Raw genomic sequence first — 21349 nt, forward strand, 5'->3', positions numbered from 1 at the left:
TTTCTTATTGCCTGAATTTTTCAAGTTCCTTTCCTCACTTTTATCTTTCAGCTTTGGTCTTATAGCTTTCTACTTTAGTCTTTCAGCTTTTAGCCTTATATTTGCCGGATAATGAGTAGAAGAAAACCTGGTACGGTAACCATCATTCCAAACGTACAAATTATAGATATTGCTGAAGAAGGAAAAGGCGTTGGCAAGGCTGATGAATTGGTCATTTTTGTAGACAAAGCCGTTCCAGGTGATGTTGTAGATGTTCGCTTAACAAAAAAGAAAAAGAATTTTGCTGAAGCCATTATTGAACAATTGCATGAAAAATCGACATTGCGAACAGATCCCTTCTGTCCTCATTTTGGAACTTGTGGTGGCTGTAAATGGCAACACATGGGTTATGATGCTCAGTTAAAATTTAAGCAAAAAAATGTAGAGGCTGCATTGCAACGGCTTGGTAAAATAGACACTTCTCAAGCTGAGCCTATTTTAGGATCGGTCAAAAACAGATACTACCGTAATAAATTAGAATTCACATTTTCAAATAAACGTTGGCTGGACCGCACTGATATTGACCGGGATGAAGATTTTGATATGAATGCCTTGGGTTTTCATGTTCCATTGCGTTTTGACAAAATATTGGATATTGAACATTGTTACCTGCAGGATGAACCTTCCAATTCTATCAGAAATGCTGTTCGGAAGTATGCTTTAGAGCATCAGTTATCATTCTATGATTTGCGCAATCATGAAGGCGTATTGCGTAACCTGATTATCCGTACATCATCAACAGGCGAGGTAATGGTTGCTGTTGTTTTTGCCTATCCGGAGCAGGACCAGGTAGGCGGCTTAATGGATTTTCTGAAAACAAGTTTTCCGCAGATTACTTCATTATTATACATTGTTAACCAGAAGAAAAACGATACCATATTTGACCAGGACGTTCATCTGTTTGCTGGGCGTGATCATATTTTTGAGGAAATGGATGGGATTCGCTTTAAAATAGGGGTGAAGTCTTTTTACCAAACCAATTCTGATCAGGCTTTTGAATTGTATAAAATTACCAGGGATTTTGCCGGATTTAAAGGTGATGAACTGGTGTATGACTTATATACGGGTGCCGGAACCATTGCCAATTTTGTGGCTAAAAATGTAAAGCAGGTAATTGGGGTTGAGTATGTGCCAACTGCTATTGAAGATGCTAAGTTTAATTCGGCATTAAATGGCATTGATAACACCATTTTTTACGCCGGAGATATGAAAGATATTTTAACTTCTGAGTTTATTGCCCTTCATGGTAAGCCAGATGTCGTAATTACTGATCCGCCAAGGGCAGGTATGCATGCTGATGTGGTACAAAGACTACTGGAAATGGAATCGGCAAAAATTGTCTATGTAAGCTGTAATGCAGCCACACAAGCCAGAGATCTGGAGTTGTTAAAGGATAAGTATGATGTGGCACGTATTAAGCCGGTAGACATGTTTCCACACACACAACACGTGGAAAATGTGGTTTTGTTAAAATTAAAAGGATAGCATTAGAGAATGATTGAATGTCGAAGGGATGAATTACTTATCGACATTCATTTTGTTACTCATTCAAAATACAAGATTAGGAATGGATAGAGAAGAATTATTAAATGCCACACCGGAGGATAGCGGGGCACCACAGAAAAAGCAGGAAAGTCCGTTGGTAAGCTTAGAGAAAGATCTGGCTTTTTATGCTGATGCAATTAAAGAAGTAGGTATCGAAATTATGGTGGAAGGTATTTCTGCCCATCCTATTTTTATTGCCCACCAGCACCAGGTGAGTATTGGTGAAATGATCTTAAATAAAGAAGAATTAAATACAGATTGGTCTATTCAAGCTTCTACTTTAGAAGAGTTTGTTGAAAAAGGAATCATCACTAAAGAAAAGAAAGAGCCCTTTTTAAAGGTTTATAAAAGACCTGAGGATTATATGTGTGTGTTTGTGATTGTACCTGAAGGCGCAAATTTCGTTTATTATCCCTACAATAAAGCTAAAAAGTAAATTATAGAATTAGTCTGCCAAATACGTTCCTGTTATTGGAATAGTTAGCTCAACGTTAGCCAAAAGAATAAGCCGCTTTGCATCCACAAAGCGGCGAATTTATCATTAACTAAACTAAAGTTCTTAATTAACATGATGAACATCTCCGCTTTTTGAGCTGGAAGTTTTATTCAACGCTGCATTTCCTTTGAAGCTTACATCGCCGCCACCACTTGCAGCCGCTTCCAATCCCTTATTTACATAAATAGCAACATCAGCGCCTCCGGATGCCTGTACTTTTGCATAATCAGTGATCAATTCGAAAGCGTCAATATCGCTGCCGCCACTGGATTGAATGCTCATGTTTGTTGCTTTGCCTTTAAGGTTGATATCACTGCCGCCACTGGATTGAATGGTAAGGTCAGTACTGATCAAATTTAATTTTAAATCTGATCCGCCAGATGCCCTGATGGCCAGGCTGTTTGTTTTAATTGGATTCTGTGTAAATACATCCGATCCGCCGGAAGCAGCAATTTCGTTTAATGTTTTATAGCTTACATAAGCCTTGATTACACGGTTTTTAAACATGCCACTCCAGCTGATGCCGTCTTTAAATTTGATGGCGATTTTATCTCCACGCTGCTCCACTATAATGTCTTCCAGGGTTTTACCATCGGATTTAATCACCACACTTTCGGTATTTCCCTGAGTGAGGTATAAATCAATTCCACTGCTTACGCCAATACTGTTATAATTTTTAACCGGGAAGTTTTTACTTTCCTGCGCCACGGCTACAGTAGCAGAAAATGCAAAAAATAAGATGGTAGATACTCTGATCAGGTTTTTCATAAATTTGTTTTTGGTTAGTCATTAGACGCACATAGAATAAAAACGTTGCAGACTGAAGAAATTATTTTTGAAATAGTTTGAATATCATCCTTAAAATTGTTCTTTTTGTATTCAATCCTTTTATAAAATGACATCACAAATCCTCATACTAAATAAGAAACAGATTCAGCAGAAGATCGATCGAATCGCGTATCAGATTCTGGAAGATAACTTAAATGAGAAAGAGGTGGTGCTTGCAGGTATTTGGGACCGTGGCTACAAATTAGCTGTTCGTTTGGAAAAGGTGCTGAAAAAGATTTCGGGTTTTAAGCTAACCCTTTTGCGCATCGATCTTCAGAAAGAAAGCAGTAAACTTATTGCCACTACCGATCTGGATGAAAGTCAATGGAAAAATAAGGTCATTATCATTGTGGATGATGTGTTAAACAGTGGAAAAACCCTGGCATACGGATTAGGTGTTTTCTTAAATACGCCGCATAAAAAAATTCGTACTGTTGTTCTGGTTGATCGAAGCCACAAGATTTTTCCTGTTGCAACTGATTTCGTTGGTTTAGAACTGGCTACCGTGTTAAAAGAGCATGTGGATGTAATTATGGATGTAGACGGTGAGGAAGACCGTGTTTATTTGAGTTAGTATCATGTAGTAAGTAATGAAGCTAACCTCTATAAAGCTATATTTTGATGAGTAATTAACTTCATATTGCTTTAATTTTCACCTATCAACAGGCTAAATTTGCAATTTACCTCATTTTTTTGCAATTTCCCGGCATGTACCTTCCACGAAAAAATACTTTCATTTATCGCTTTTTTTCGTGGTACATTTCATTTATTTTAAAGAAAGATTTTGCGGGCTTTAAATACAATAATCTTCAGCCTGATGACGATGCCTCCATTTTAATTCTGGCCAATCATTTCAGCTGGTGGGATGGTTTTTTCATTTTTCATATCAATAAGAAATTATTTAAAAAGCAGTTCCATGTTTTGGTTAATGCAGAAAATTATAACCAAGTTGGCTTCTTAAAGTATCTCGGGGCATTTGCTGCAGAAAGCAGTGGAAAAGATGTTCTGGGAATGCTGAATTATGCAGCTAAATTATTAGAGGATAAAAATAATCTGGTGCTTATCTTCCCTCAGGGTAAGTTACATTCTAATCATTTAAAAAATATCACTTTCGAAAAAGGAGTCATGCAAGTGATCAAATCCTGTCAGAAAAGATTCAATATCATTTTTGCAGCAACATTTATAGATTATTTTTCCAATCGGAAACCAACCGCGCAAACTTACCTGCAACGATGGGAAAGTGAAGAATACATGAGCTTGCAGTTGCTAAAAAGCGCCTACAATAAACATTATGATCAGTCGGCTGTTAAACAAACACAACTTACCGAATGACCATTTTTATCTATGCTGTTTTAATTTTTATGGTGATCCGGTTTTCAGTAACCGTTTTTAACTTTCTTTCCAACCCTAAGTTGCCAAGGGTGATAAAACATTATAATGATTTTGTTTCTATCCTGATTCCGGCACGTAATGAGGAAGAGGATATTATTCCGCTACTGGAATCGATTAAAAGCCAGGACTATAAAAATTTTGAAGTGATTGTGCTGGATGACAACAGTGATGATAAAACATTTGAGCTGGTTGATGCTTTTTCCTTAGAAAACCCACAATTCCGGATTGTGCGGGGAGATGAACTTCCTAAAGGCTGGCTGGGAAAGAACTATGCCTGCCATCAGCTCGCAGCATTGGCAAAAGGGGAATACCTGCTTTTTTTGGATGCTGATGAAGCAATTAAAAGTGGTTTTATCAATAGCCTGATTAACCGGATGAAGGTGGGCAACCTGGCCCTGATCAGTATATTTACCAATCAGGTCATGAAATCTGCAGGTGAATGGCTTACGGTTCCGTTAATGCATTTTATTTTATTAAATCTGTTACCTCTGAGGCTGGTGAAATTTTCCGGAAATCCGGCATTTTCGGCGGCAAGCGGACAGTGTATGTTTTTTAAAGCGGATCATTATAGGAAAAATCAGTGGCACGAAAGGGTTAGAAACAAAGTGGTAGAAGATGTAGAGATTATGAAAGCCGTAAAACTGGAAAAATTTAATGGAGAAGCTTTATTGGGCAATGGCTTGATATACTGCCGGATGTACAAAAACCTGAATGAAAGTTTAAATGGCTTCAGTAAAAATTTACTGGCAGGTTTTGGTAATAATGTGATTATCTTATTATTTTACCAGCTTTTGGTTACTGTAGGACCTTTGGTTTTATTATTAAACTTTAATATCTCTTTACTTGTATTACCATTGACATTAATTTTTTTAAGCAGAATAATGATTTCCTATTTATCAGGACAGCATGTTTTTATCAATTTGATACTGCATCCGTTTCAGATGTTTTTCTTCTTAATGATTTCATTTTTATCCATCATACAACATATATTTAAAACAGGCACATGGAAGGGCAGACCGATCAAAGCGATTTAAGGATTAAAAAGATTGCAGTTGGCGTGATCGCTATATTTCATTTGGTAGGGCTGGTTGGCTTTTTGATTCCGGCTACGCAACCCTACTTTATAAAGATGGTGCCTTTTCATTTATTGCTGATGTTTGCCATTATCGTTTTTACTTATAGTGGCAATGTGAAACGTCTGTCGTTATTTGTCTGCGGTGTTTTTTTGTGTGGCTGGTTGGTTGAAGTATTGGGCGTACATACAGGCAAAATTTTTGGAAGTTATTATTATGGTAGTACTTTGGGCTATAAAATTGCTGCCGTTCCAGTGTTAATGGGTATAAACTGGGTGATTTTGATATTTAGTATAGGCCAAATGATGAAAAGTTTCAAAATTCGAAATAGCATTTTAGCGTCACTAATCGGCGCATTTATGCTCATCACTTTTGATTTTTTTATGGAGCCAGTAGCCATGAAATTTGATTACTGGCACTGGGATTGGCATGAGATACCCATGCAAAATTATATGGCCTGGTTTATTGTATCTGTTATTTTATTGAAATTTTATTATGCGCTGGACCTTAAGCAGCAAAAATATATAGGTACCGCAATGTTTACCGCACAGTTAATCTTTTTTGTTGTCTTATACATGACAACCAGAACAAATATTTTTGCTTAATTTTGTAGTGCAATGAGTTATAACCTACAAGTCAATATAGATAAATCATCAGGTTTTTGCTTCGGTGTGGTTTACGCTATCGAAATGGCCGAAGATATTTTAGATAACGAAGGTTATTTATATTGCCTTGGCGATATTGTTCATAATGATGAAGAGGTTGAACGCTTAACCAAACGGGGATTAAAAATCATTGATCATGAGGTTTTACAAGGCTTAAGAAACGAGAAAGTTTTAATCAGGGCGCATGGCGAAGCACCATCAACTTATCAGCTGGCCCTTGAAAACAACCTTACACTGATCGATGCCTCATGTCCGGTGGTGCTAAAACTTCAGAATAGAATCAAAAATTCTCATGATGATGATGAGCAGATTTTGATTTTTGGTAAACATGGCCATGCAGAAGTGATTGGCTTGCAAGGGCAAACAGATGGTAAAGCCATCGTTTTTCAGGACCTGGCCGAACTTGATCATGTTGAACTTCCCTCAAAATTTACGTTATACAGCCAAACCACCAAAAGCACAGATAAGTTTTACCACATCAAAGATGAGCTATTGAGTCGCGGTTATGAGGTAAAAGCGAATGATACCATTTGCAGACAGGTATCTAACCGGTATCAGGAGCTGGAAAACTTTGTGAGCCATTATGATAAGATCATTTTTGTTTCAGGCAAGAAATCATCCAACGGAAAAGTGCTTTACGATGTATGTAAAAAATTCAATGATCAATCTCACTTCATTTCGAATATCGAAGAATTAGATTTAAGCTGGTTCGCAGAAAATGATAAGGTTGGAATCTGTGGTGCTACTTCCACACCAATGTGGCTGATGGAGAAAGTAAAGGCCCAGCTGGAACAATACTAAAATCCTCTCCGTATAACTTTTAGCTGCATTAACTGTTTATGTTGTACATTATAAACATTTAATATCATTCATTTGAAAAAGAATCATGCGTATGTTGGTGTTCTGATTGCGATAGCAGTGATTGCTTTATGGTTCACCTCTCTATTCTTCCTTTTGCATTGGAACTTCGCCTGGAGTAATCCACTGGTTTACCTGATGATTTTCGTTCAAATGCATCTCTATACCGGCCTGTTTATTACGGCTCATGATGCCATGCACGGCACCATCTCGCCAAATAAAACAGTCAATAATTTCATTGGTTACCTTTCCGTATTCCTCTACGCAGGCTTTTTCTATAATCGTTTATATACCAAACACCATAAACACCATCGCCACGTGCATACAACGGATGATCCTGACTTTGCGCCTCATGGTTTCTGGAAATGGTATTTTCGGTTTATGCTTAATTATGTAACAGTTATTCAACTCATCATTATGGCTGCAGCTTTTAATGTTTTACAGATTTGGTTTAAACAGCAAAACTTATTGCTTTTCTGGGTTTTACCATCACTGCTTAGTACTTTTCAATTATTTTATTTCGGCACTTACCAACCACATAAGGGAGATCATGAAAATGAATATCACTCCTCAACACTCCAAAAAAATCATCTACTTGCTTTTTTTACCTGTTATTTTTTTGGATATCATTTAGAACATCATCAAAAGCCAGCTACACCTTGGTGGCAATTGTATAAAACAAAAGGATAAATATTTCATTTTGTATCTCAATGCCTTTTCGAAAATCTTAACTATTCAATCTTTAAGATTCACCGCATTTATTAAATACTACTTTTTCTTGACCAAAAAGTGTCGGGCATCACATTTTAACAATAGGCATAAAACAATTAAAACGCGATATTTGCACCACAAAACATATTTTTATCAATGAGCAAAAAGGGAATTTTACTTGTAAATTTAGGAACACCTGATAGTCCGGCAACACCTGACGTTAGAAAATATCTTGATCAGTTTTTGATGGATGAGCGGGTAATTGATATTCCTAAATTGAACAGAACATTATTGGTAAAAGGAATTATTGTTCCCTTCCGAAGTCCTAAAACGGCTAAATTGTATAAAGAAATCTGGAATGAAAATGGCTCTCCATTGCTTTATTATAGCCGTTTACAGGCGCAGATGCTGCAGGAAAGATTGGGAGGTGAATATCATGTAGAACTGGCGATGCGTTATCAAAGCCCGTCAATCGCATCGGCATTGGCCAACTTAAAAGCGGGCCTGGTTGAAAGTATTCAGGTCATTCCGATGTTCCCGCAATATGCTTCTGCAAGTTCGGGCTCGGTCATGCAGTTGGTGATGGAACTGGTGAGTAAATGGCAAACAGTACCACCTATTTCTTTTGTAAATTCTTTCCATGATAATGAATTGATGATTCAGGTATTTGCCGAAAATGCCAGAAAGCATAACATTGAAGATTTTGATCATGTGCTTTTTAGTTTTCATGGATTACCGGAACGCCAGCTTTTAAAATGTGATCACACCGGAAGCTACTGTTTAAAAACAGCTGATTGCTGCCAGATGTTAAACGATACCAATAAATTTTGTTACTCTGCACAAGGACATGATACAGCACGATTAATTGCGAAGGAATTAAACTTAAGGAGAGATCAGTATACGGTTTGCTTTCAGTCGCGGTTAGGAAAAGAACCCTGGGTACAACCGTATACCACCGATGTATTGAAAAAACTGGCTGCAGAAGGTAAAAAGCGATTATTGGTTTTCAGTCCGGCATTTGTTGCCGATTGTTTGGAAACACTTTATGAAATAACCGTTGAATATCATGAAGAATTCAGGGCATTAGGTGGCGAACACGTACAATTGGTAGAAAGCTTAAATGATAGTCCGGTGTTTATTGAAGCATTGGCAGGTATGATAAAATAACTTTCTGAAATGGCGAAATTTATAATTTTAATGGGCGTTTCCGGGAGTGGAAAAACAGTGATCGGTAAAGCATTGGCGCCAGTAATTAATGCTGAATTCATAGATGGTGATAACCTGCACGCACAAAGAAATGTAGATAAAATGGCTGCGGGTATTCCCCTTACTGATGCCGACAGGCAAGATTGGCTTGAATTAATTGCTCAGGTAGGGCATAAGCATGTCGCAGCGGGAACAAATTGCATTATTGCCTGCTCTGCGCTTAAAAGAGCGTATCGTGATTTGTTAAGAAAAGACAATGATTCAATTTGTTTCGTATACCTGAAAGGTAGCTTTGAATTAATACACGAAAGAATTTCAAAAAGATCACATCAATATATGCCTTCCAGTTTATTGGAAAGTCAGTTTAATACTTTAGAAGAACCTGAAAATGATGAAAAAGATGTTTTTGTTGTTTCGATAGATCAGGAAATTCCAAGGATTGTTGATGAAATCGCAAAAGCAGAAATCATTTCGTAATCATTGAAATGATCTGATCTGTTGCACCCTTTTTACCTGCTACATATTGCTGTGCAGCCATCGCAGCATTGGTATTCTCTTTAAAATCATCAAAAGCAATGATTAGTTCATCAGCGGTGCTAATGCTTTTAGCCGCTTCTATAGCAATTAAATCCTTCGCTTCCTGAAATTTATCATACTTAGGACCAAAAATTACAGGCAAGCCAAAGGCAACGGCTTCTAAAGTGTTGTGAATGCCAGCACCGAAACCACCACCAATATAAGCTACTTTTCCATATTGATAAAGTGCAGACAGCATGCCGATATTATCGATGATTAAGATTTGAGATTGGAGATCTGAGATTTTAGATTGGCCAATATTCAGCTGAGCACTCAAAACTGAAAACCGTACACTACCAACCGGAAACTGTTTTTCTATACTTTCGATATGGCTGGCATGAATTTCATGCGGTGCGATGATGAATTTCCAATGGGGATAGCTTTCTGGTAAAACGGATAATAATTTTTCATCTTCAGGCCAGGTACTTCCACATATCAGCGTTGGCGAATCTCCGATAAATGCTTCAATTAAATCTAATTTTTTCGGTGTTTGAGCATTTTCAAAAACCCGGTCGAAACGTGTATCGCCACTAATAGTTACATTATTTATCCCTATTAATTTTAGTAAATCCTCACTTTCTTTATTTTGAACAAAGAAATAAGTAACTGCCGAAAGAATTTTCCGATAGAAGCCACCATACCATTTAAAAAATGCCTGTCCTGGTCTGAAGATTCCAGAAATTACATACAGCGGAATGCCTCTGCGATGAAGCTCCTTAAAATAAAAATGCCAGAATTCATATTTCGTGAAAATGGCCATCTCGGGGTTAATCGCATCCAGAAATTTTTTTGCATTCCCTCTGGTATCGATTGGGAGGTAAAAAACATCAGCCAGGGCATAATTTTTTCTGATTTCATATCCTGATGGCGAAAAAAACGTGACCACAATTTTTTTTGTGGGATATTTTTCTTTTAATTTTTCCAGTACCGTTCTTCCCTGCTCAAACTCTCCTAAAGATGCAAAATGAAACCAGATGTGTTTCTGACTGTTATCTATTCGCCCTGCGATTTGTTGATAAACACTTTTACGCCCGTGAATAAACAGTTTAGCCTTCGCATTAAAGTGTGAAAATATTCTGATTATTATTGAGTAAATCTGAATTCCGATGGTGTAAAGCAAAAGCATAAGTGTAATTTCATATCTTCGTGGCAAGATAAAACGAATATATTTAAAAAGCTTAAGAATATATGAAAATAGCCGTTATTGGTACCGGATACGTTGGTTTGGTTACTGGAACATGTTTAGCAGAAACAGGAAATGATGTGATCTGTGTAGATATAAATGAAAGTAAAGTAAAAAAAATGCAGGATGGAGAAGTGCCCATTTATGAGCCTGGACTGGACCTGTTGTTTCATAGAAATATAGAGCAGGGGAGGTTAACCTTTACCACTATTCTTGCTGATGCCGTGAAAGATGCACAAATTATCTTCATGGCTTTGCCTACGCCTCCGGGTGGGGACGGGGCGGCTGACCTTTCCTATATCTTGGGTGCAGCAAAAGATATTTCCAAACTGATTACAGAATATAAAGTTATCGTAAATAAATCTACCGTTCCGGTAGGTACAGCTGATCAGGTTAAAGCTGTTTTTCAGGCCAATACTTCCATTGAGGTTGATGTGGTTTCCAACCCGGAGTTTTTAAGGGAAGGTGTAGCTGTTGATGATTTCATGAAACCCGATCGTGTGGTTTTGGGTACTAAAAGTGAAAAGGCTAAAAAATTAATGGCTGAACTTTATGGCCCCTATGTTCGTCAGGGAAACCCGATTCTATTTATGGATGAGCGTTCTTCTGAATTAACAAAATATGCAGCAAATTCATTCCTGGCTACCAAAATTACCTTTATGAATGAGGTGGCAAACCTTTGTGAATTGGTGGGTGCCGATGTGGATGCAGTGAGGAAGGGGATTGGATCAGACGAGCGGATCGGTAAACGTTTTCTTTTTCCTGGCGTAGGCTATGGTGGCTCTTGTTTTCCCAAAGATGTTCAGGCTTTAGTGAAATCTTCTGATAATTATGCTTATGATTTCCAGATTTTGAAATCAGTTATGGAAGTAAACGAAAGGCAAAAAACCATCCTGGTAGATAAGGTACTGAAATATTATAAAAACGATATTAAAGGAAAGCATTTTGCCCTTTGGGGATTGGCATTTAAGCCTGAAACAGATGATATCCGCGAAGCGCCGGCTTTATATATCATCAATGCTTTAATTGAAAATGGTGCAACCGTTACGGTATTTGATCCTGAAGCGATGGAAAACGTAAAAGGTGTTATTGGCGATCTGGTAAAATATGCCAAAAACCAATATGAGGCTTTAGAAAATGCTGATGCATTGCTAATCGCTACAGAATGGTCGGTATTCCGGAATCCGGATTTTGAAAAAATAGATAAAGTCTTAAAAAATAAAGTAATCTTCGACGGTCGGAATTTGTATGATTTACAAAAAATGATCGATCTTGGTTACTATTATAACAGTATAGGCAGAAAATTGATAGATTAAGATGAGTCAGAAAAGAATTTTAATTACAGGTGCAGCCGGATTTTTAGGCTCTCATCTCTGTGATCGTTTTGTGAAAGAGCATTACCATGTTATTGGCATGGATAATCTGATTACAGGTGATCTGGCCAACATTGAGCACCTTTTCAAACTGGAAAACTTTGAATTTTACAATCATGATGTTTCCAAATTTGTACACGTTCCCGGAAAACTTGATTATATTCTTCATTTCGCTTCACCTGCGAGTCCGATAGATTATCTTAAAATCCCGATACAAACCTTAAAAGTTGGTTCATTAGGTACGCATAACTTATTGGGTCTGGCCAGAAATAAAGGGGCAAGAATGTTAATTGCTTCAACTTCTGAAGTATATGGAGATCCAAGTGTTAATCCTCAGCCAGAAGAATATTGGGGAAATGTAAATCCGGTTGGCCCTCGTGGCGTGTATGATGAAGCGAAACGTTTCCAGGAGGCCATTACTATGGCGTATCATACTTTTCATGGTGTAGAAACCAGAATTGTCAGAATTTTTAACACTTATGGGCCAAGAATGCGCCTAAACGATGGTCGTGTTTTACCTGCATTTATTGGTCAGGCTTTAAGAGGAGAAGATTTAACTGTTTTTGGTGATGGTACGCAAACCCGTTCATTCTGCTATGTAGACGATTTAATTGAAGGTATTTATCGTTTACTGATGAGTGAATACGCGCAGCCGGTGAATATTGGTAACCCGGATGAAATCACCATTAAACAATTCTGCGAAGAAATTATCAAGCTTACCAATACCTCACAAAAAATAGTTTACAGGGAGCTTCCTCAGGATGATCCCAAGCAAAGGCGGCCGGATATTACCAAGGCCCGGGAAATTTTAGGATGGGAGCCGAAGGTAGGTCGTGCAGAAGGTTTGAGAATTACTTATGAATATTTCAAATCATTGCCGGCAGAAGCCTTAGAGAAAATTGATCATAAAGATTTTACTACATTTAACCGTTAAGATGTCAAAAATATTAGTTACCGGTGGAACTGGATATATAGGTTCTCACACCGTTGTAGAATTACACAATGCAGGATACGAAGTTGTTATTGTCGATAACTTATCAAACTCGCATATTAAAATTTTAACCCTGCTACATGCCATTACAGGCAAGTGGTTTGATTTTAATGAAATCGACCTTCAGGATGAAAATGCGGTAAAGGAATTTGCAGCAACCCATTCAGATATCACAGGGATTATTCACTTCGCTGCATCAAAAGCGGTTGGTGAATCTGTTGAGCAACCTTTAAAATATTATAAGAATAATTTTTATGGCTTAATCAACCTGCTTACGTCATTTAACAGGAAGATTGATTTTGTGTTTTCTTCTTCCTGTACCGTTTATGGACAGCCTGATAGCCTACCGGTTACGGAGGCCGCTCCGGTAAAAAAGGCAGAGTCGCCATATGGCAACACCAAGCAAGTGGCAGAAGAAATTTTAGCTGAAACTGCAGCCGTAACGCCTGAATTGAATGTTATTGCATTGCGTTATTTTAACCCGGTAGGTGCACATGAAACCGCTTTGATAGGCGAATTGCCAAACGGTGTTCCGGCTAATTTAGTGCCCTTTATTACACAATCAGCCATTGGTAAGCGCGGACCGATTACGGTTTATGGTGATGATTACGACACTCCTGATGGTTCTGCTATCCGTGATTATATCCACGTGGTAGATCTGGCAAAAGCGCATGTAGCGGCAATTAAAAAACTGGAAAAGAAAGAAACTTCTTCCAATTATGACGTTTTCAATATTGGAACGGGTAAAGGATCTTCCGTTTTGGAAATTATTTCAGCCTTCGAAACGGTTAACGGAGAGAAATTAAATTATAACCTTGGCCCGAGGAGGGCTGGTGATGTTGTCCAGGTTTATGGTGATGTTACCAAATCGCATAAAGAACTGGGGTGGAAAGCTGAACTGGATATCAACGAAATGATGCGCTCTGCCTGGGAGTGGGAAAAATATATTAAGGCAAACCCTTTTTAAATGAAATTATCGGCGCACAAAGATTTAAAGAACGCAATAACAGATCTGCCTGTGAAGGAAAAAGACCGGCTGTTGTTGCGTTTAATTGCAAAAGACAAAGTGCTTACCGAACATCTTCATTATAAATTACTGGAAGATGAATCAGATCTGGAACACCGGAAAGAAAAAATTAAGGGTGATGTAGAAGAACAGGTGGCCGAATTAAAAAAGCTGAATGCTAAAGAAGCTTTGGTTAAAGTAAGGAAGATGATTACTACGGTAAATCATTTTTATAAGGTTACTAAAGATCCGATTGGAGAAGTTGAACTGAAAATTTTTATTTTAAACCTCGTACCTTTCGAGTATCGAAAATCAACACTTGGCTATCGGGATTACATGATTTTGTTTTCTGCATTTTATTTAAAAACGGTTGCAGTAACCATCAATAAATTTAAAAAATTGCATGAGGATTTGCAGTTTGATCTGAGTGAAAACTTAAATAACTTACTGCATAAGATCTATTCCTCCAAATTAGCGTCATCAGCTGAGGCATCAAATCTTCCCAAAGAAATAAATTAATACGGTGATGTTTGGATTATTCAAGAAAAAGAAAATAGTGCCTGAATTTAATTTCTCCACTATTGGTGTGGATATGCATTCGCATATTATTCCAGGGATAGATGACGGCGCACAAACTTTGCACGATGCTATTTTATTAGCTAAACGTTTCAAGGCACTCGGGTTCAGAAAACTAATTGCTACGCCTCACATTATGGCTGATTATTTCAGAAATACGCCCGATACCATTAACCGTGGTCTTGATATTTTAAGAAAAGGCCTTAGTGATGTTCAGCTCAATCTCGAAGTAGATGCAGCGGCAGAATACTACCTGGATGAGACACTGGAAAAGAAAGTTAAACAGAAGGAAGTGTTAACATTTGGAAAGGAATACCTGCTTTTTGAGCTTTCATACATCAATGCGCCACCAAATCTGTTTAGTTTTATCAAAATTATTCAGGATGCAGGGTATCAACCCGTATTGGCACACCCGGAGCGCTATCCGTATTTCAATCATTCAATTGAAAGCTTACATCAAATTAGAGAAACAGGTTGTCAGTTACAGATGAATTCTATTGCTTTAACCGGTTATTATGGATCAGGAGCAAAAAAAGCTGCAGAAGAAATGGTAGAGAATCACCTGGTGGATTTTATTGGCAGCGATATGCATCATCTGAAACACGCAGCAGCACTCGAGCAAAGTTTAAATACCCCTTTAATGCAAAGATTGCTCAGTCAGCACCAGCTAAATAATGTAATGATTTGAACCTGTTTAGTCTTTTTCTTTTACTCGTACCTCAAGGCTTCTACGGGATCTAAACGGGAGGCTTTCTTTGCCGGATAATACCCCGAAAGAATTCCTACGCCTACACACAATACAAAACCGCCGATAATAAATGTCCAGGGGATCAGAAATGCCCCGCCCATGGCCAATGAAATAATATTGCCCAGAATAATGCCTAAAAATATTCCCAAAGCTCCACCCATTAAACAAATTACTACCGCTTCAATTAAAAACTGACGGCGTATAACTTTAGGGTTAGCACCAATGGCCTTCCGGATTCCGATTTCTCTCGTGCGTTCAGTTACTGAAACCAGCATGATATTCATTAATCCGATTGAGGCACCAATAAGGGTAATAATTCCGATTGCGATGCCACCAACAGCAACAAAAGCCAGGTTTTCAAAGAGTGTCTGCGCAATGGCATCGCTTTTTGTAATTTCGAAGTTATTGGTTTCGTTAATTTTTACTTTCCTGATATTTCTGAATAGCGCGGTAGATTCTCCGATCACATTTTCCTGGTGGTTATTATCTGATACCATTACCGTAATCGTATATGATGGATTGGCATTTGCATTAATTTGCTTCGCTTTAAGTAAGGGTACATAAACAGCCCTGTCTCCGCTAAAACCCATACTGGATCCTTTTTTCTCCAATACTCCAATAATTTTAAAACGGTTATTGCCCACATTAATAAGCTTATCCATGGGGTCAGTATCTTTAAAAAGCCTGGTCACTACTTCGCCACCTACAATGCAAACATTACCTCCCATTTTTACTTCTGAGGCACCGAAGTTTCTCCCTTCAGAAAGATTTAATCCCTGGGATGCGAGACCATTTTCATCAATACCTTGTATATTGATATTGGGGTTGGTTTTCAGGTTACCGTATTTAATGGTAGAACCACTACTTGCAACCACACTTACTGCAACCGTTGCCGGAGCGTTTAAGCTATCTTTAAATTTAATGGCATCTTCATATCTGATTGATTTGAAAGGTTTGGGTCTTTTTCCATTCCCAATTCTGATCCCTGTACCCCGGTTTCTGATGGTAAATGAGTTTGCACCCATACTGCTAAAGGCATCTGTCATGCTTTTTTTTACAGCATCAAGTGTGGTGAGGATTCCAACCAGGGCCATTAATCCGATCGCAATTATCAAGGCGGTAAGCATGGTACGCAAACGATTACCCTTAATGGATTCTAATGCCAGTCTGATGTTTTCTCTGTAATTCATTATTGTAGTATAGGGTAGTGTATCGGGTATCAAGATTGGCATTAAAGCCTTAAACCCTATACCAATTACCTTAAACCCCTGTTGTAAAAATAAAAAAAGTCCCGATGTTTAGACAAGGGGACTATACTTTATGTTACAATAATATTTTTTTTATGCAGAGAAGCTTGTGCCGCAACCACAGGTACTGGTAGCATTAGGATTTACAAAGGTAAAGCCACGTGAGTTTAACCCATCCTGCCAGTCGATCATCATGCCCATTAAGTACATTTGATGGGCTTTGTTCATGAAAACTTTAATGCCGTCAATAAAAAACTCCTGGTCTCCCTCTTTTTTCTGGTCGAAGCCTAAAACATAGTTCATTCCGGCGCACCCACCACCTTCAACGCCTACACGCAAACCATAATCTTCGCCAATTTCCTGCTGATCTTTCAATTTATATAGTTCTTTAGAGGCTCCCTCAGAGAAAGTAACCGGTGCAAATGTGGTATCAACTGTTGTGCTCATATCTATTTAAATTTTATCTGTTACAAATATAAATAATAATGCACATTTTTGCTTTCAGCGGTTCGTTAAAATTACCGTAATTAAACAATACCTATGAATACCCAACAGATTTTATCAAACGTAGTGATCCTATTTGCCGGCATTTTTACTGCCCTGATGGCTGTGTATTACATTTTAAAAAGTGATATACAACGTTTTTTCAACTTAAAGGATATAGAACTAAATAAAGAAAGCAGGGCACATCTTTTGCCTTTGCGTTTGCAGGCACATGAGCGATTAATTATTTTTACTGATCGTATCAATCCGGCTAACCTATTGGTGCGTTTACATCAACAAGGGATTGGCATTTCGACACTTCAGGCAGGCATACTAAATGAAGTGAAATCTGAGTATCAACATAATATTACACAACAATTGTACGTGGATAGTGTTACCTGGAATGTCGTGCGTAAATTAAAGGATGATACCATTGGGATGATTAATAATGCTGTTAGTGGTTTGCCGGCAGATGCAAACGGAATAGAATTAAGCAAAGCAATTTTAACGCACATGGCAAGTATTGAGGAGAATCCTTATGATTTAACGATTGAATTGATTAAAAAAGATATACAAAGATTGTTTTAGCTGTAAAACTGTGGAGATGATTAGTTGGGAAGATGCATGGCAATTGAATATTCAGCATTTACCCTCATCAGGTATTAGAGATGGTTTTTATAGCTGAATAATCAGCCTGTTAGTCAATATAAAGAGAAAATGGTTGGCATTTGTTTTAAGCAAAGTTAATTAAGGAGATATTTTAAGGATATTCAATGCAAATCAAACACATCAATAGATCTGAACTGTTGTTCAACTAACCACCTTTTCAACCTCCCGCTATGAAACATACCACAACTTCCGGAATCGAGATTAAAGAATTATACCTTTCAGCTAAGCCTATGGAAGAAAAGCCTGGTGAATTTCCTTTTACCAGGGGTATTCAGAAGGATATGTATCGCGGGCGACTATGGACCATGCGTCAATATGCCGGTTTTTCCACTGCTGAAGAATCTAATAAAAGGTATCATTATTTGCTGGCGCAGGGAACCACAGGCTTATCTGTTGCTTTCGATCTCCCTACCCAGATTGGATACGATTCTGATCATGAAATGGCTGACGGTGAAGTAGGGAAGGTTGGTGTGGCCATTGATTCATTAAAAGATATGGAGATCCTTTTTGATGGCATACAGTTAAAAGATATCACCACCTCCATGACGATTAATGCAACGGCTTCCATTTTATTGGCCATGTACATTGCACTGGCAAAGAAACAAGGTGCTGATCTAAAGCAGATATCCGGTACCATTCAGAACGATATACTGAAAGAATATGCTGCCAGAGGGACCTATATTTATCCGCCGAAGCAATCTATGCGTTTAATTACTGATATTTTTGAATTCTGTAGTCAGGAGGTTCCAAAATGGAATACCATATCCATTTCAGGCTACCACATCCGTGAGGCGGGTTCTAATGCGGTGCAGGAGCTTGCCTTTACATTGGCGAATGGAAAAACTTATCTGAAATCTGCTATTGATAAAGGCTTGGATATTAATGTTTTTGCAAAGCGTCTGTCGTTTTTCTTTAATTGTCACAATAATTTTTTCGAGGAAATCGCTAAATTCAGGGCAGCCAGAAGGATGTGGGCAAAAATTACAAAGGGGCTTGGTGCTACAGATGAAAAGGCGCAGATGCTGCGTTTTCATACCCAAACCGGTGGTTCTACTTTAACAGCACAGCAGCCACTTAACAATGTTATCCGGGTAACCAATCAGGCCATGGCAGCTGTTTTAGGCGGTACACAATCCCTGCATACCAATGGTTATGATGAGGCCCTTTCTTTACCAACAGAGGCTGCGGCGAAAATAGCCCTACGTACACAGCAAATTATAGGTTTTGAAAGTGGTGTAACTGATACGGTAGACCCATTGGCTGGTTCTTTTTTTGTAGAAAATTTAACCGATGAAATAGAAGCAGCAGCCTGGAGATATATTGATAAAATTGATGCCATGGGTGGATCAGTTCCTGCCATTGAAAGTGATTATATGCAAAATGAAATTGCTCACGCGGCTTATGAATATCAAAAAGAAATTGAAACTGGTGAAAGGATTTCTGTTGGGGTAAATAAGTTTACCCAACCTGAGGAAGAATTCACAGAAGTATTTAAAATTGATGAGTCCATTAGAAAACTCCAGGCAGATAAGCTGAGTCATTTAAAAAACGTTCGCAACCGTATGGCTGTTGAGCAGGCATTAAGGTTATTAGAGGATGGCGCAAACGGGGATGCCAATCTGATGCCGCTGATTATTGATGCAGTAGAAAAGTATGCCACTCTCGGAGAAATTGCCGATGTCATGCGCAAAACTTTTGGTGAGTACAGGTAATACGACTGCAGATATTTTAGCAATAACTATTCAAATTATGGATTCCAAAATGCTCCATACCGTCCTTGTATTGGAAAAAACACATTGCTTAAAGTTCAGTAGATCTTAGGTAAATGCCCCTTGCTTTTATTCGGCCTAACTTAGTGCATTAATTATCAGTACATTGAATTTTGTGAAAGATAAAAACTACAAATCATCGCATAACTGAAAATAAAATGGCTTGGAATTTGCTCGTCTGAAATCAATATTTCGCAAAGAAAATATAATGTTCATTTAAAGCGAAATGTGGATAAAGCATGTTAGTAAATAGTTATCAACATAAAAAATTGAGGTTAACTATGCTACGGTATTACCTGTCAGTAGGTTACGATTTATTTCAGATTTTTGTTTAAAATGTTGATAATTTTCTCAATATTCGTAATCCCGAAACGGACCATCTGGTATAGTCAAATTGGTACTGGAAATCAACAAATTATATAAATTGCAATGGAAAAAACTTGTACTGAAGTGTGGAAGAACTGTCTTCAAATTATTAAGGATAACATCCCGACCCAAAGTTTCAAAACTTGGTTCGAGCCTATAACAGCCCTTAGATTAGAAGGTAAGGTTTTAACCATACAAGTGCCAAGTTTATTCTTTTATGAATGGCTTGAAGAACACTACGTAGGCTTGCTGCGTAAGACAGTAAAAAAACAACTTGGAGAAGACGGCAGACTGGAATATAATATCGTTGTTGATAAATCATCAAACAGTGGTAATCCTTATACTACAAATATGCCCTCAAATGGAAATGGTGCAGAAGCTAAAGTGCAGTCAATGCCCATTCCGGTTTCAATTAACAAGGACATTAAAAATCCTTTTATTATCCCTGGATTAAAAAAATTAAATGTTGATCCACAATTAAACGCTAATTACACTTTTGAAAATTATATAGAAGGAGATTGCAACCGTTTGGCACGATCTGCTGGTTACGCTGTAGCTGCTAAACCCGGAGGGACTTCATTTAACCCGTTAATGATTTATGGCGGCGTAGGTTTAGGTAAAACGCACTTGGCACAGGCAATTGGTAATGAAATAAAACGCAGCATGCCAGATAAACTGGTCATTTATGTAAGCTGTGAAAAATTCTGCCAGCAGTTTGTAGACTCATTAAAAAATAATACGATTAATGATTTTGTTAACTTTTACCAGGCGATGGATGTGATCATCATGGATGATGTGCATAACTTTGCCGGTAAAGAAAAAACTCAGGATATTTTCTTCCATATTTTCAACCATCTGCACCAATCAGGTAAACAGGTTATCTTAACATCTGATAAAGCACCTAAGGATTTGGCAGGTTTGGAAGAACGTTTATTAAGTCGTTTTAAATGGGGCTTATCTGCCGATTTACAAATCCCTGATCTGGAGACGCGTATTGCGATCTTAAGAAAGAAAATGTATGCAGATGGTATTGAGTTGCCAGGTGAAGTAGTAGAATACGTAGCACACAATATTGATAATAATGTTCGTGAGCTGGAAGGAGCGATGGTTTCCTTACTGGCACAGGCTACTTTAAATAAGAAAGAGATCGATTTAGCGTTAGCTAAGCAGATGTTAAAGAATTTTATTAAAAATACTACGAAAGAAATTTCGATGGAGTATATTCAGAAGTTGGTGTGTGAGTATTTTGAAGTTCCGGTTGATATGGTAAAATCTCAAACCCGTAAACGCGAAATTGTACAGGCACGTCAAATTTCGATGTATCTGTCTAAAAGTCATACCAAATCTTCATTGAAAACCATAGGTGCTTTCTTCGGTGGTCGTGATCACAGTACCGTAATCTATGCTTGTCAAACTGTTGAGGATTTAATCGATACAGATAAGAAATTTAAAGCTTATGTACACGATATTCAAAAGAAATTGAAAATGAGCTAAGCGCGGTTTAAGGCAGAAGTTTAAAACGTTGGTTTTTGCGTGGTTCCATCAAAAT

General features: G+C 37.9%; 22 protein-coding genes. 18 read left to right on the top strand and 4 right to left on the bottom strand.

What is annotated here, in order from left to right; genetic code table 11:
- The first annotated feature begins 111 nt into the window (after nucleotides 1–111).
- Together rlmD and CBW18_RS19620 are read left to right on the top strand one after the other, a co-directional pair.
- Nucleotides 112–1524 carry a 23S rRNA (uracil(1939)-C(5))-methyltransferase RlmD gene (gene rlmD, locus CBW18_RS19615; RefSeq protein WP_088303063.1) on the top strand — a complete coding sequence of 471 codons (1413 nt, stop codon included), beginning with the start codon at nucleotides 112–114 and terminating at the stop codon, nucleotides 1522–1524.
- A gap of 82 nt (nucleotides 1525–1606) precedes the next feature.
- Nucleotides 1607–2020 (top strand): hypothetical protein, encoded by a 414-nt coding sequence (locus tag CBW18_RS19620; protein WP_088303064.1) that lies wholly within the window; start codon nucleotides 1607–1609, stop codon nucleotides 2018–2020.
- A gap of 123 nt (nucleotides 2021–2143) precedes the next feature.
- Here the strand turns inward: CBW18_RS19620 and CBW18_RS19625 are convergent, their stop codons facing one another.
- A complete protein-coding gene (locus CBW18_RS19625) occupies nucleotides 2144–2848 on the bottom strand; it encodes a head GIN domain-containing protein (protein WP_088303065.1) in 705 nt (234 codons plus the stop codon).
- 127 nt (nucleotides 2849–2975) lie between these two features.
- Between CBW18_RS19625 and CBW18_RS19630 the strand changes: the two genes are divergently transcribed.
- From CBW18_RS19630 to CBW18_RS19665, 8 genes are all read left to right on the top strand, one after another.
- A complete protein-coding gene (locus CBW18_RS19630; protein ID WP_088303066.1) occupies nucleotides 2976–3482 on the top strand; it encodes a phosphoribosyltransferase family protein in 507 nt (168 codons plus the stop codon).
- Between the two features lie 134 nt (nucleotides 3483–3616).
- Nucleotides 3617–4240 (top strand): 1-acyl-sn-glycerol-3-phosphate acyltransferase, encoded by a 624-nt coding sequence (locus tag CBW18_RS19635; protein ID WP_088303067.1) that lies wholly within the window; start codon nucleotides 3617–3619, stop codon nucleotides 4238–4240.
- The gene (locus tag CBW18_RS19640) at nucleotides 4237–5334 is read left to right on the top strand and encodes a glycosyltransferase family 2 protein (RefSeq protein ID WP_088303068.1); all 1098 of its coding nucleotides are present in this window, start codon (nucleotides 4237–4239) and stop codon (nucleotides 5332–5334) included. Before CBW18_RS19635 ends, CBW18_RS19640 begins: the two co-directional genes overlap by 4 nt.
- The gene (locus CBW18_RS19645) at nucleotides 5304–5978 is read left to right on the top strand and encodes a carotenoid biosynthesis protein (protein WP_088303069.1); all 675 of its coding nucleotides are present in this window, start codon (nucleotides 5304–5306) and stop codon (nucleotides 5976–5978) included. Before CBW18_RS19640 ends, CBW18_RS19645 begins: the two co-directional genes overlap by 31 nt.
- A gap of 12 nt (nucleotides 5979–5990) precedes the next feature.
- The gene (locus tag CBW18_RS19650) at nucleotides 5991–6839 is read left to right on the top strand and encodes a 4-hydroxy-3-methylbut-2-enyl diphosphate reductase (RefSeq protein WP_088303070.1); all 849 of its coding nucleotides are present in this window, start codon (nucleotides 5991–5993) and stop codon (nucleotides 6837–6839) included.
- A 72-nt stretch (nucleotides 6840–6911) separates the two neighbouring features.
- Nucleotides 6912–7586 carry a fatty acid desaturase gene (locus tag CBW18_RS19655; protein ID WP_216359275.1) on the top strand — a complete coding sequence of 225 codons (675 nt, stop codon included), beginning with the start codon at nucleotides 6912–6914 and terminating at the stop codon, nucleotides 7584–7586.
- Nucleotides 7587–7763: 177 nt separating this feature from the next.
- Nucleotides 7764–8774 carry a ferrochelatase gene (hemH, locus tag CBW18_RS19660; protein ID WP_088303072.1) on the top strand — a complete coding sequence of 337 codons (1011 nt, stop codon included), beginning with the start codon at nucleotides 7764–7766 and terminating at the stop codon, nucleotides 8772–8774.
- 9 nt (nucleotides 8775–8783) lie between these two features.
- The gene (locus CBW18_RS19665; protein ID WP_088303073.1) at nucleotides 8784–9290 is read left to right on the top strand and encodes a gluconokinase; all 507 of its coding nucleotides are present in this window, start codon (nucleotides 8784–8786) and stop codon (nucleotides 9288–9290) included.
- Here the strand turns inward: CBW18_RS19665 and CBW18_RS19670 are convergent.
- Nucleotides 9280–10542 (bottom strand): 3-deoxy-D-manno-octulosonic acid transferase, encoded by a 1263-nt coding sequence (locus CBW18_RS19670; RefSeq protein ID WP_371566997.1) that lies wholly within the window; start codon nucleotides 10540–10542, stop codon nucleotides 9280–9282. The two genes, CBW18_RS19665 and CBW18_RS19670, sit on opposite strands and share 11 nt — an antisense overlap.
- Nucleotides 10543–10577: 35 nt before the next feature.
- Here CBW18_RS19670 and CBW18_RS19675 point away from each other — a divergent pair, with 35 nt between their 5' ends.
- Genes CBW18_RS19675 through CBW18_RS19695 form a run of 5 tightly spaced genes read left to right on the top strand, consistent with a single transcriptional unit; the run spans nucleotide 10578 to nucleotide 15206 of the window.
- Nucleotides 10578–11888: a UDP-glucose/GDP-mannose dehydrogenase family protein gene (locus CBW18_RS19675; RefSeq protein ID WP_088303075.1), complete on the top strand. Its 1311-nt coding sequence runs from the start codon at nucleotides 10578–10580 to the stop codon at nucleotides 11886–11888.
- A 1-nt stretch (nucleotide 11889) separates the two neighbouring features.
- Nucleotides 11890–12879 (top strand): UDP-glucuronic acid decarboxylase family protein, encoded by a 990-nt coding sequence (locus CBW18_RS19680; protein WP_088303076.1) that lies wholly within the window; start codon nucleotides 11890–11892, stop codon nucleotides 12877–12879.
- Between the two features lies 1 nt (nucleotide 12880).
- The gene (galE, locus tag CBW18_RS19685; RefSeq protein WP_088303077.1) at nucleotides 12881–13903 is read left to right on the top strand and encodes a UDP-glucose 4-epimerase GalE; all 1023 of its coding nucleotides are present in this window, start codon (nucleotides 12881–12883) and stop codon (nucleotides 13901–13903) included.
- On the top strand, nucleotides 13904–14461 hold the full coding sequence (locus tag CBW18_RS19690) for a hypothetical protein (protein WP_088303078.1): 558 nt from the start codon (nucleotides 13904–13906) through the stop codon (nucleotides 14459–14461). It abuts the gene before it with no gap.
- Nucleotides 14462–14468: 7 nt separating this feature from the next.
- Nucleotides 14469–15206: a tyrosine-protein phosphatase gene (locus CBW18_RS19695; protein WP_088303079.1), complete on the top strand. Its 738-nt coding sequence runs from the start codon at nucleotides 14469–14471 to the stop codon at nucleotides 15204–15206.
- A 20-nt stretch (nucleotides 15207–15226) separates the two neighbouring features.
- On the opposite strand, the gene CBW18_RS19700 is transcribed toward CBW18_RS19695, so the two are convergent.
- Both CBW18_RS19700 and CBW18_RS19705 read right to left on the bottom strand, forming a co-directional pair.
- Entirely contained in the window at nucleotides 15227–16456 is a 1230-nt protein-coding gene (locus tag CBW18_RS19700; RefSeq protein ID WP_088303080.1) for an ABC transporter permease, read from the bottom strand.
- Nucleotides 16457–16606: 150 nt separating this feature from the next.
- Nucleotides 16607–16960 (bottom strand): iron-sulfur cluster assembly accessory protein, encoded by a 354-nt coding sequence (locus CBW18_RS19705; RefSeq protein ID WP_088303081.1) that lies wholly within the window; start codon nucleotides 16958–16960, stop codon nucleotides 16607–16609.
- A gap of 93 nt (nucleotides 16961–17053) precedes the next feature.
- Between CBW18_RS19705 and CBW18_RS19710 the strand changes: the two genes are divergently transcribed.
- The 3 genes from CBW18_RS19710 (at nucleotide 17054) to dnaA (ending at nucleotide 21294) form a co-directional block, all read left to right on the top strand.
- Nucleotides 17054–17584 (top strand): hypothetical protein, encoded by a 531-nt coding sequence (locus tag CBW18_RS19710; RefSeq protein ID WP_088303082.1) that lies wholly within the window; start codon nucleotides 17054–17056, stop codon nucleotides 17582–17584.
- 251 nt (nucleotides 17585–17835) lie between these two features.
- The gene (locus CBW18_RS19715) at nucleotides 17836–19377 is read left to right on the top strand and encodes a methylmalonyl-CoA mutase (protein WP_088303083.1); all 1542 of its coding nucleotides are present in this window, start codon (nucleotides 17836–17838) and stop codon (nucleotides 19375–19377) included.
- Between the two features lie 486 nt (nucleotides 19378–19863).
- Entirely contained in the window at nucleotides 19864–21294 is a 1431-nt protein-coding gene (dnaA, locus tag CBW18_RS19720) for a chromosomal replication initiator protein DnaA (RefSeq protein ID WP_088303084.1), read from the top strand.
- The last annotated feature ends 55 nt before the right edge of the window (nucleotides 21295–21349 follow it).

The sequence above is a fragment of the Pedobacter sp. AJM genome, from assembly GCF_002197755.1.
Lineage (GTDB): Bacteria > Bacteroidota > Bacteroidia > Sphingobacteriales > Sphingobacteriaceae > Pedobacter.

Coding starts and splice junctions, on each gene's coding strand:
- rlmD (WP_088303063.1), top strand. CDS start 112: ATGAGTAGAAGAAAACCTGGTACGGTAACCATCATTCCAAACGTACAA.
- CBW18_RS19620 (WP_088303064.1), top strand. CDS start 1,607: ATGGATAGAGAAGAATTATTAAATGCCACACCGGAGGATAGCGGGGCA.
- CBW18_RS19625 (WP_088303065.1), bottom strand. CDS start 2,848: ATGAAAAACCTGATCAGAGTATCTACCATCTTATTTTTTGCATTTTCT.
- CBW18_RS19630 (WP_088303066.1), top strand. CDS start 2,976: ATGACATCACAAATCCTCATACTAAATAAGAAACAGATTCAGCAGAAG.
- CBW18_RS19635 (WP_088303067.1), top strand. CDS start 3,617: ATGTACCTTCCACGAAAAAATACTTTCATTTATCGCTTTTTTTCGTGG.
- CBW18_RS19640 (WP_088303068.1), top strand. CDS start 4,237: ATGACCATTTTTATCTATGCTGTTTTAATTTTTATGGTGATCCGGTTT.
- CBW18_RS19645 (WP_088303069.1), top strand. CDS start 5,304: ATGGAAGGGCAGACCGATCAAAGCGATTTAAGGATTAAAAAGATTGCA.
- CBW18_RS19650 (WP_088303070.1), top strand. CDS start 5,991: ATGAGTTATAACCTACAAGTCAATATAGATAAATCATCAGGTTTTTGC.
- hemH (WP_088303072.1), top strand. CDS start 7,764: ATGAGCAAAAAGGGAATTTTACTTGTAAATTTAGGAACACCTGATAGT.
- CBW18_RS19665 (WP_088303073.1), top strand. CDS start 8,784: ATGGCGAAATTTATAATTTTAATGGGCGTTTCCGGGAGTGGAAAAACA.
- CBW18_RS19675 (WP_088303075.1), top strand. CDS start 10,578: ATGAAAATAGCCGTTATTGGTACCGGATACGTTGGTTTGGTTACTGGA.
- CBW18_RS19680 (WP_088303076.1), top strand. CDS start 11,890: ATGAGTCAGAAAAGAATTTTAATTACAGGTGCAGCCGGATTTTTAGGC.
- galE (WP_088303077.1), top strand. CDS start 12,881: ATGTCAAAAATATTAGTTACCGGTGGAACTGGATATATAGGTTCTCAC.
- CBW18_RS19690 (WP_088303078.1), top strand. CDS start 13,904: ATGAAATTATCGGCGCACAAAGATTTAAAGAACGCAATAACAGATCTG.
- CBW18_RS19695 (WP_088303079.1), top strand. CDS start 14,469: ATGTTTGGATTATTCAAGAAAAAGAAAATAGTGCCTGAATTTAATTTC.
- CBW18_RS19700 (WP_088303080.1), bottom strand. CDS start 16,456: ATGAATTACAGAGAAAACATCAGACTGGCATTAGAATCCATTAAGGGT.
- CBW18_RS19705 (WP_088303081.1), bottom strand. CDS start 16,960: ATGAGCACAACAGTTGATACCACATTTGCACCGGTTACTTTCTCTGAG.
- CBW18_RS19710 (WP_088303082.1), top strand. CDS start 17,054: ATGAATACCCAACAGATTTTATCAAACGTAGTGATCCTATTTGCCGGC.
- CBW18_RS19715 (WP_088303083.1), top strand. CDS start 17,836: ATGAAACATACCACAACTTCCGGAATCGAGATTAAAGAATTATACCTT.
- dnaA (WP_088303084.1), top strand. CDS start 19,864: ATGGAAAAAACTTGTACTGAAGTGTGGAAGAACTGTCTTCAAATTATT.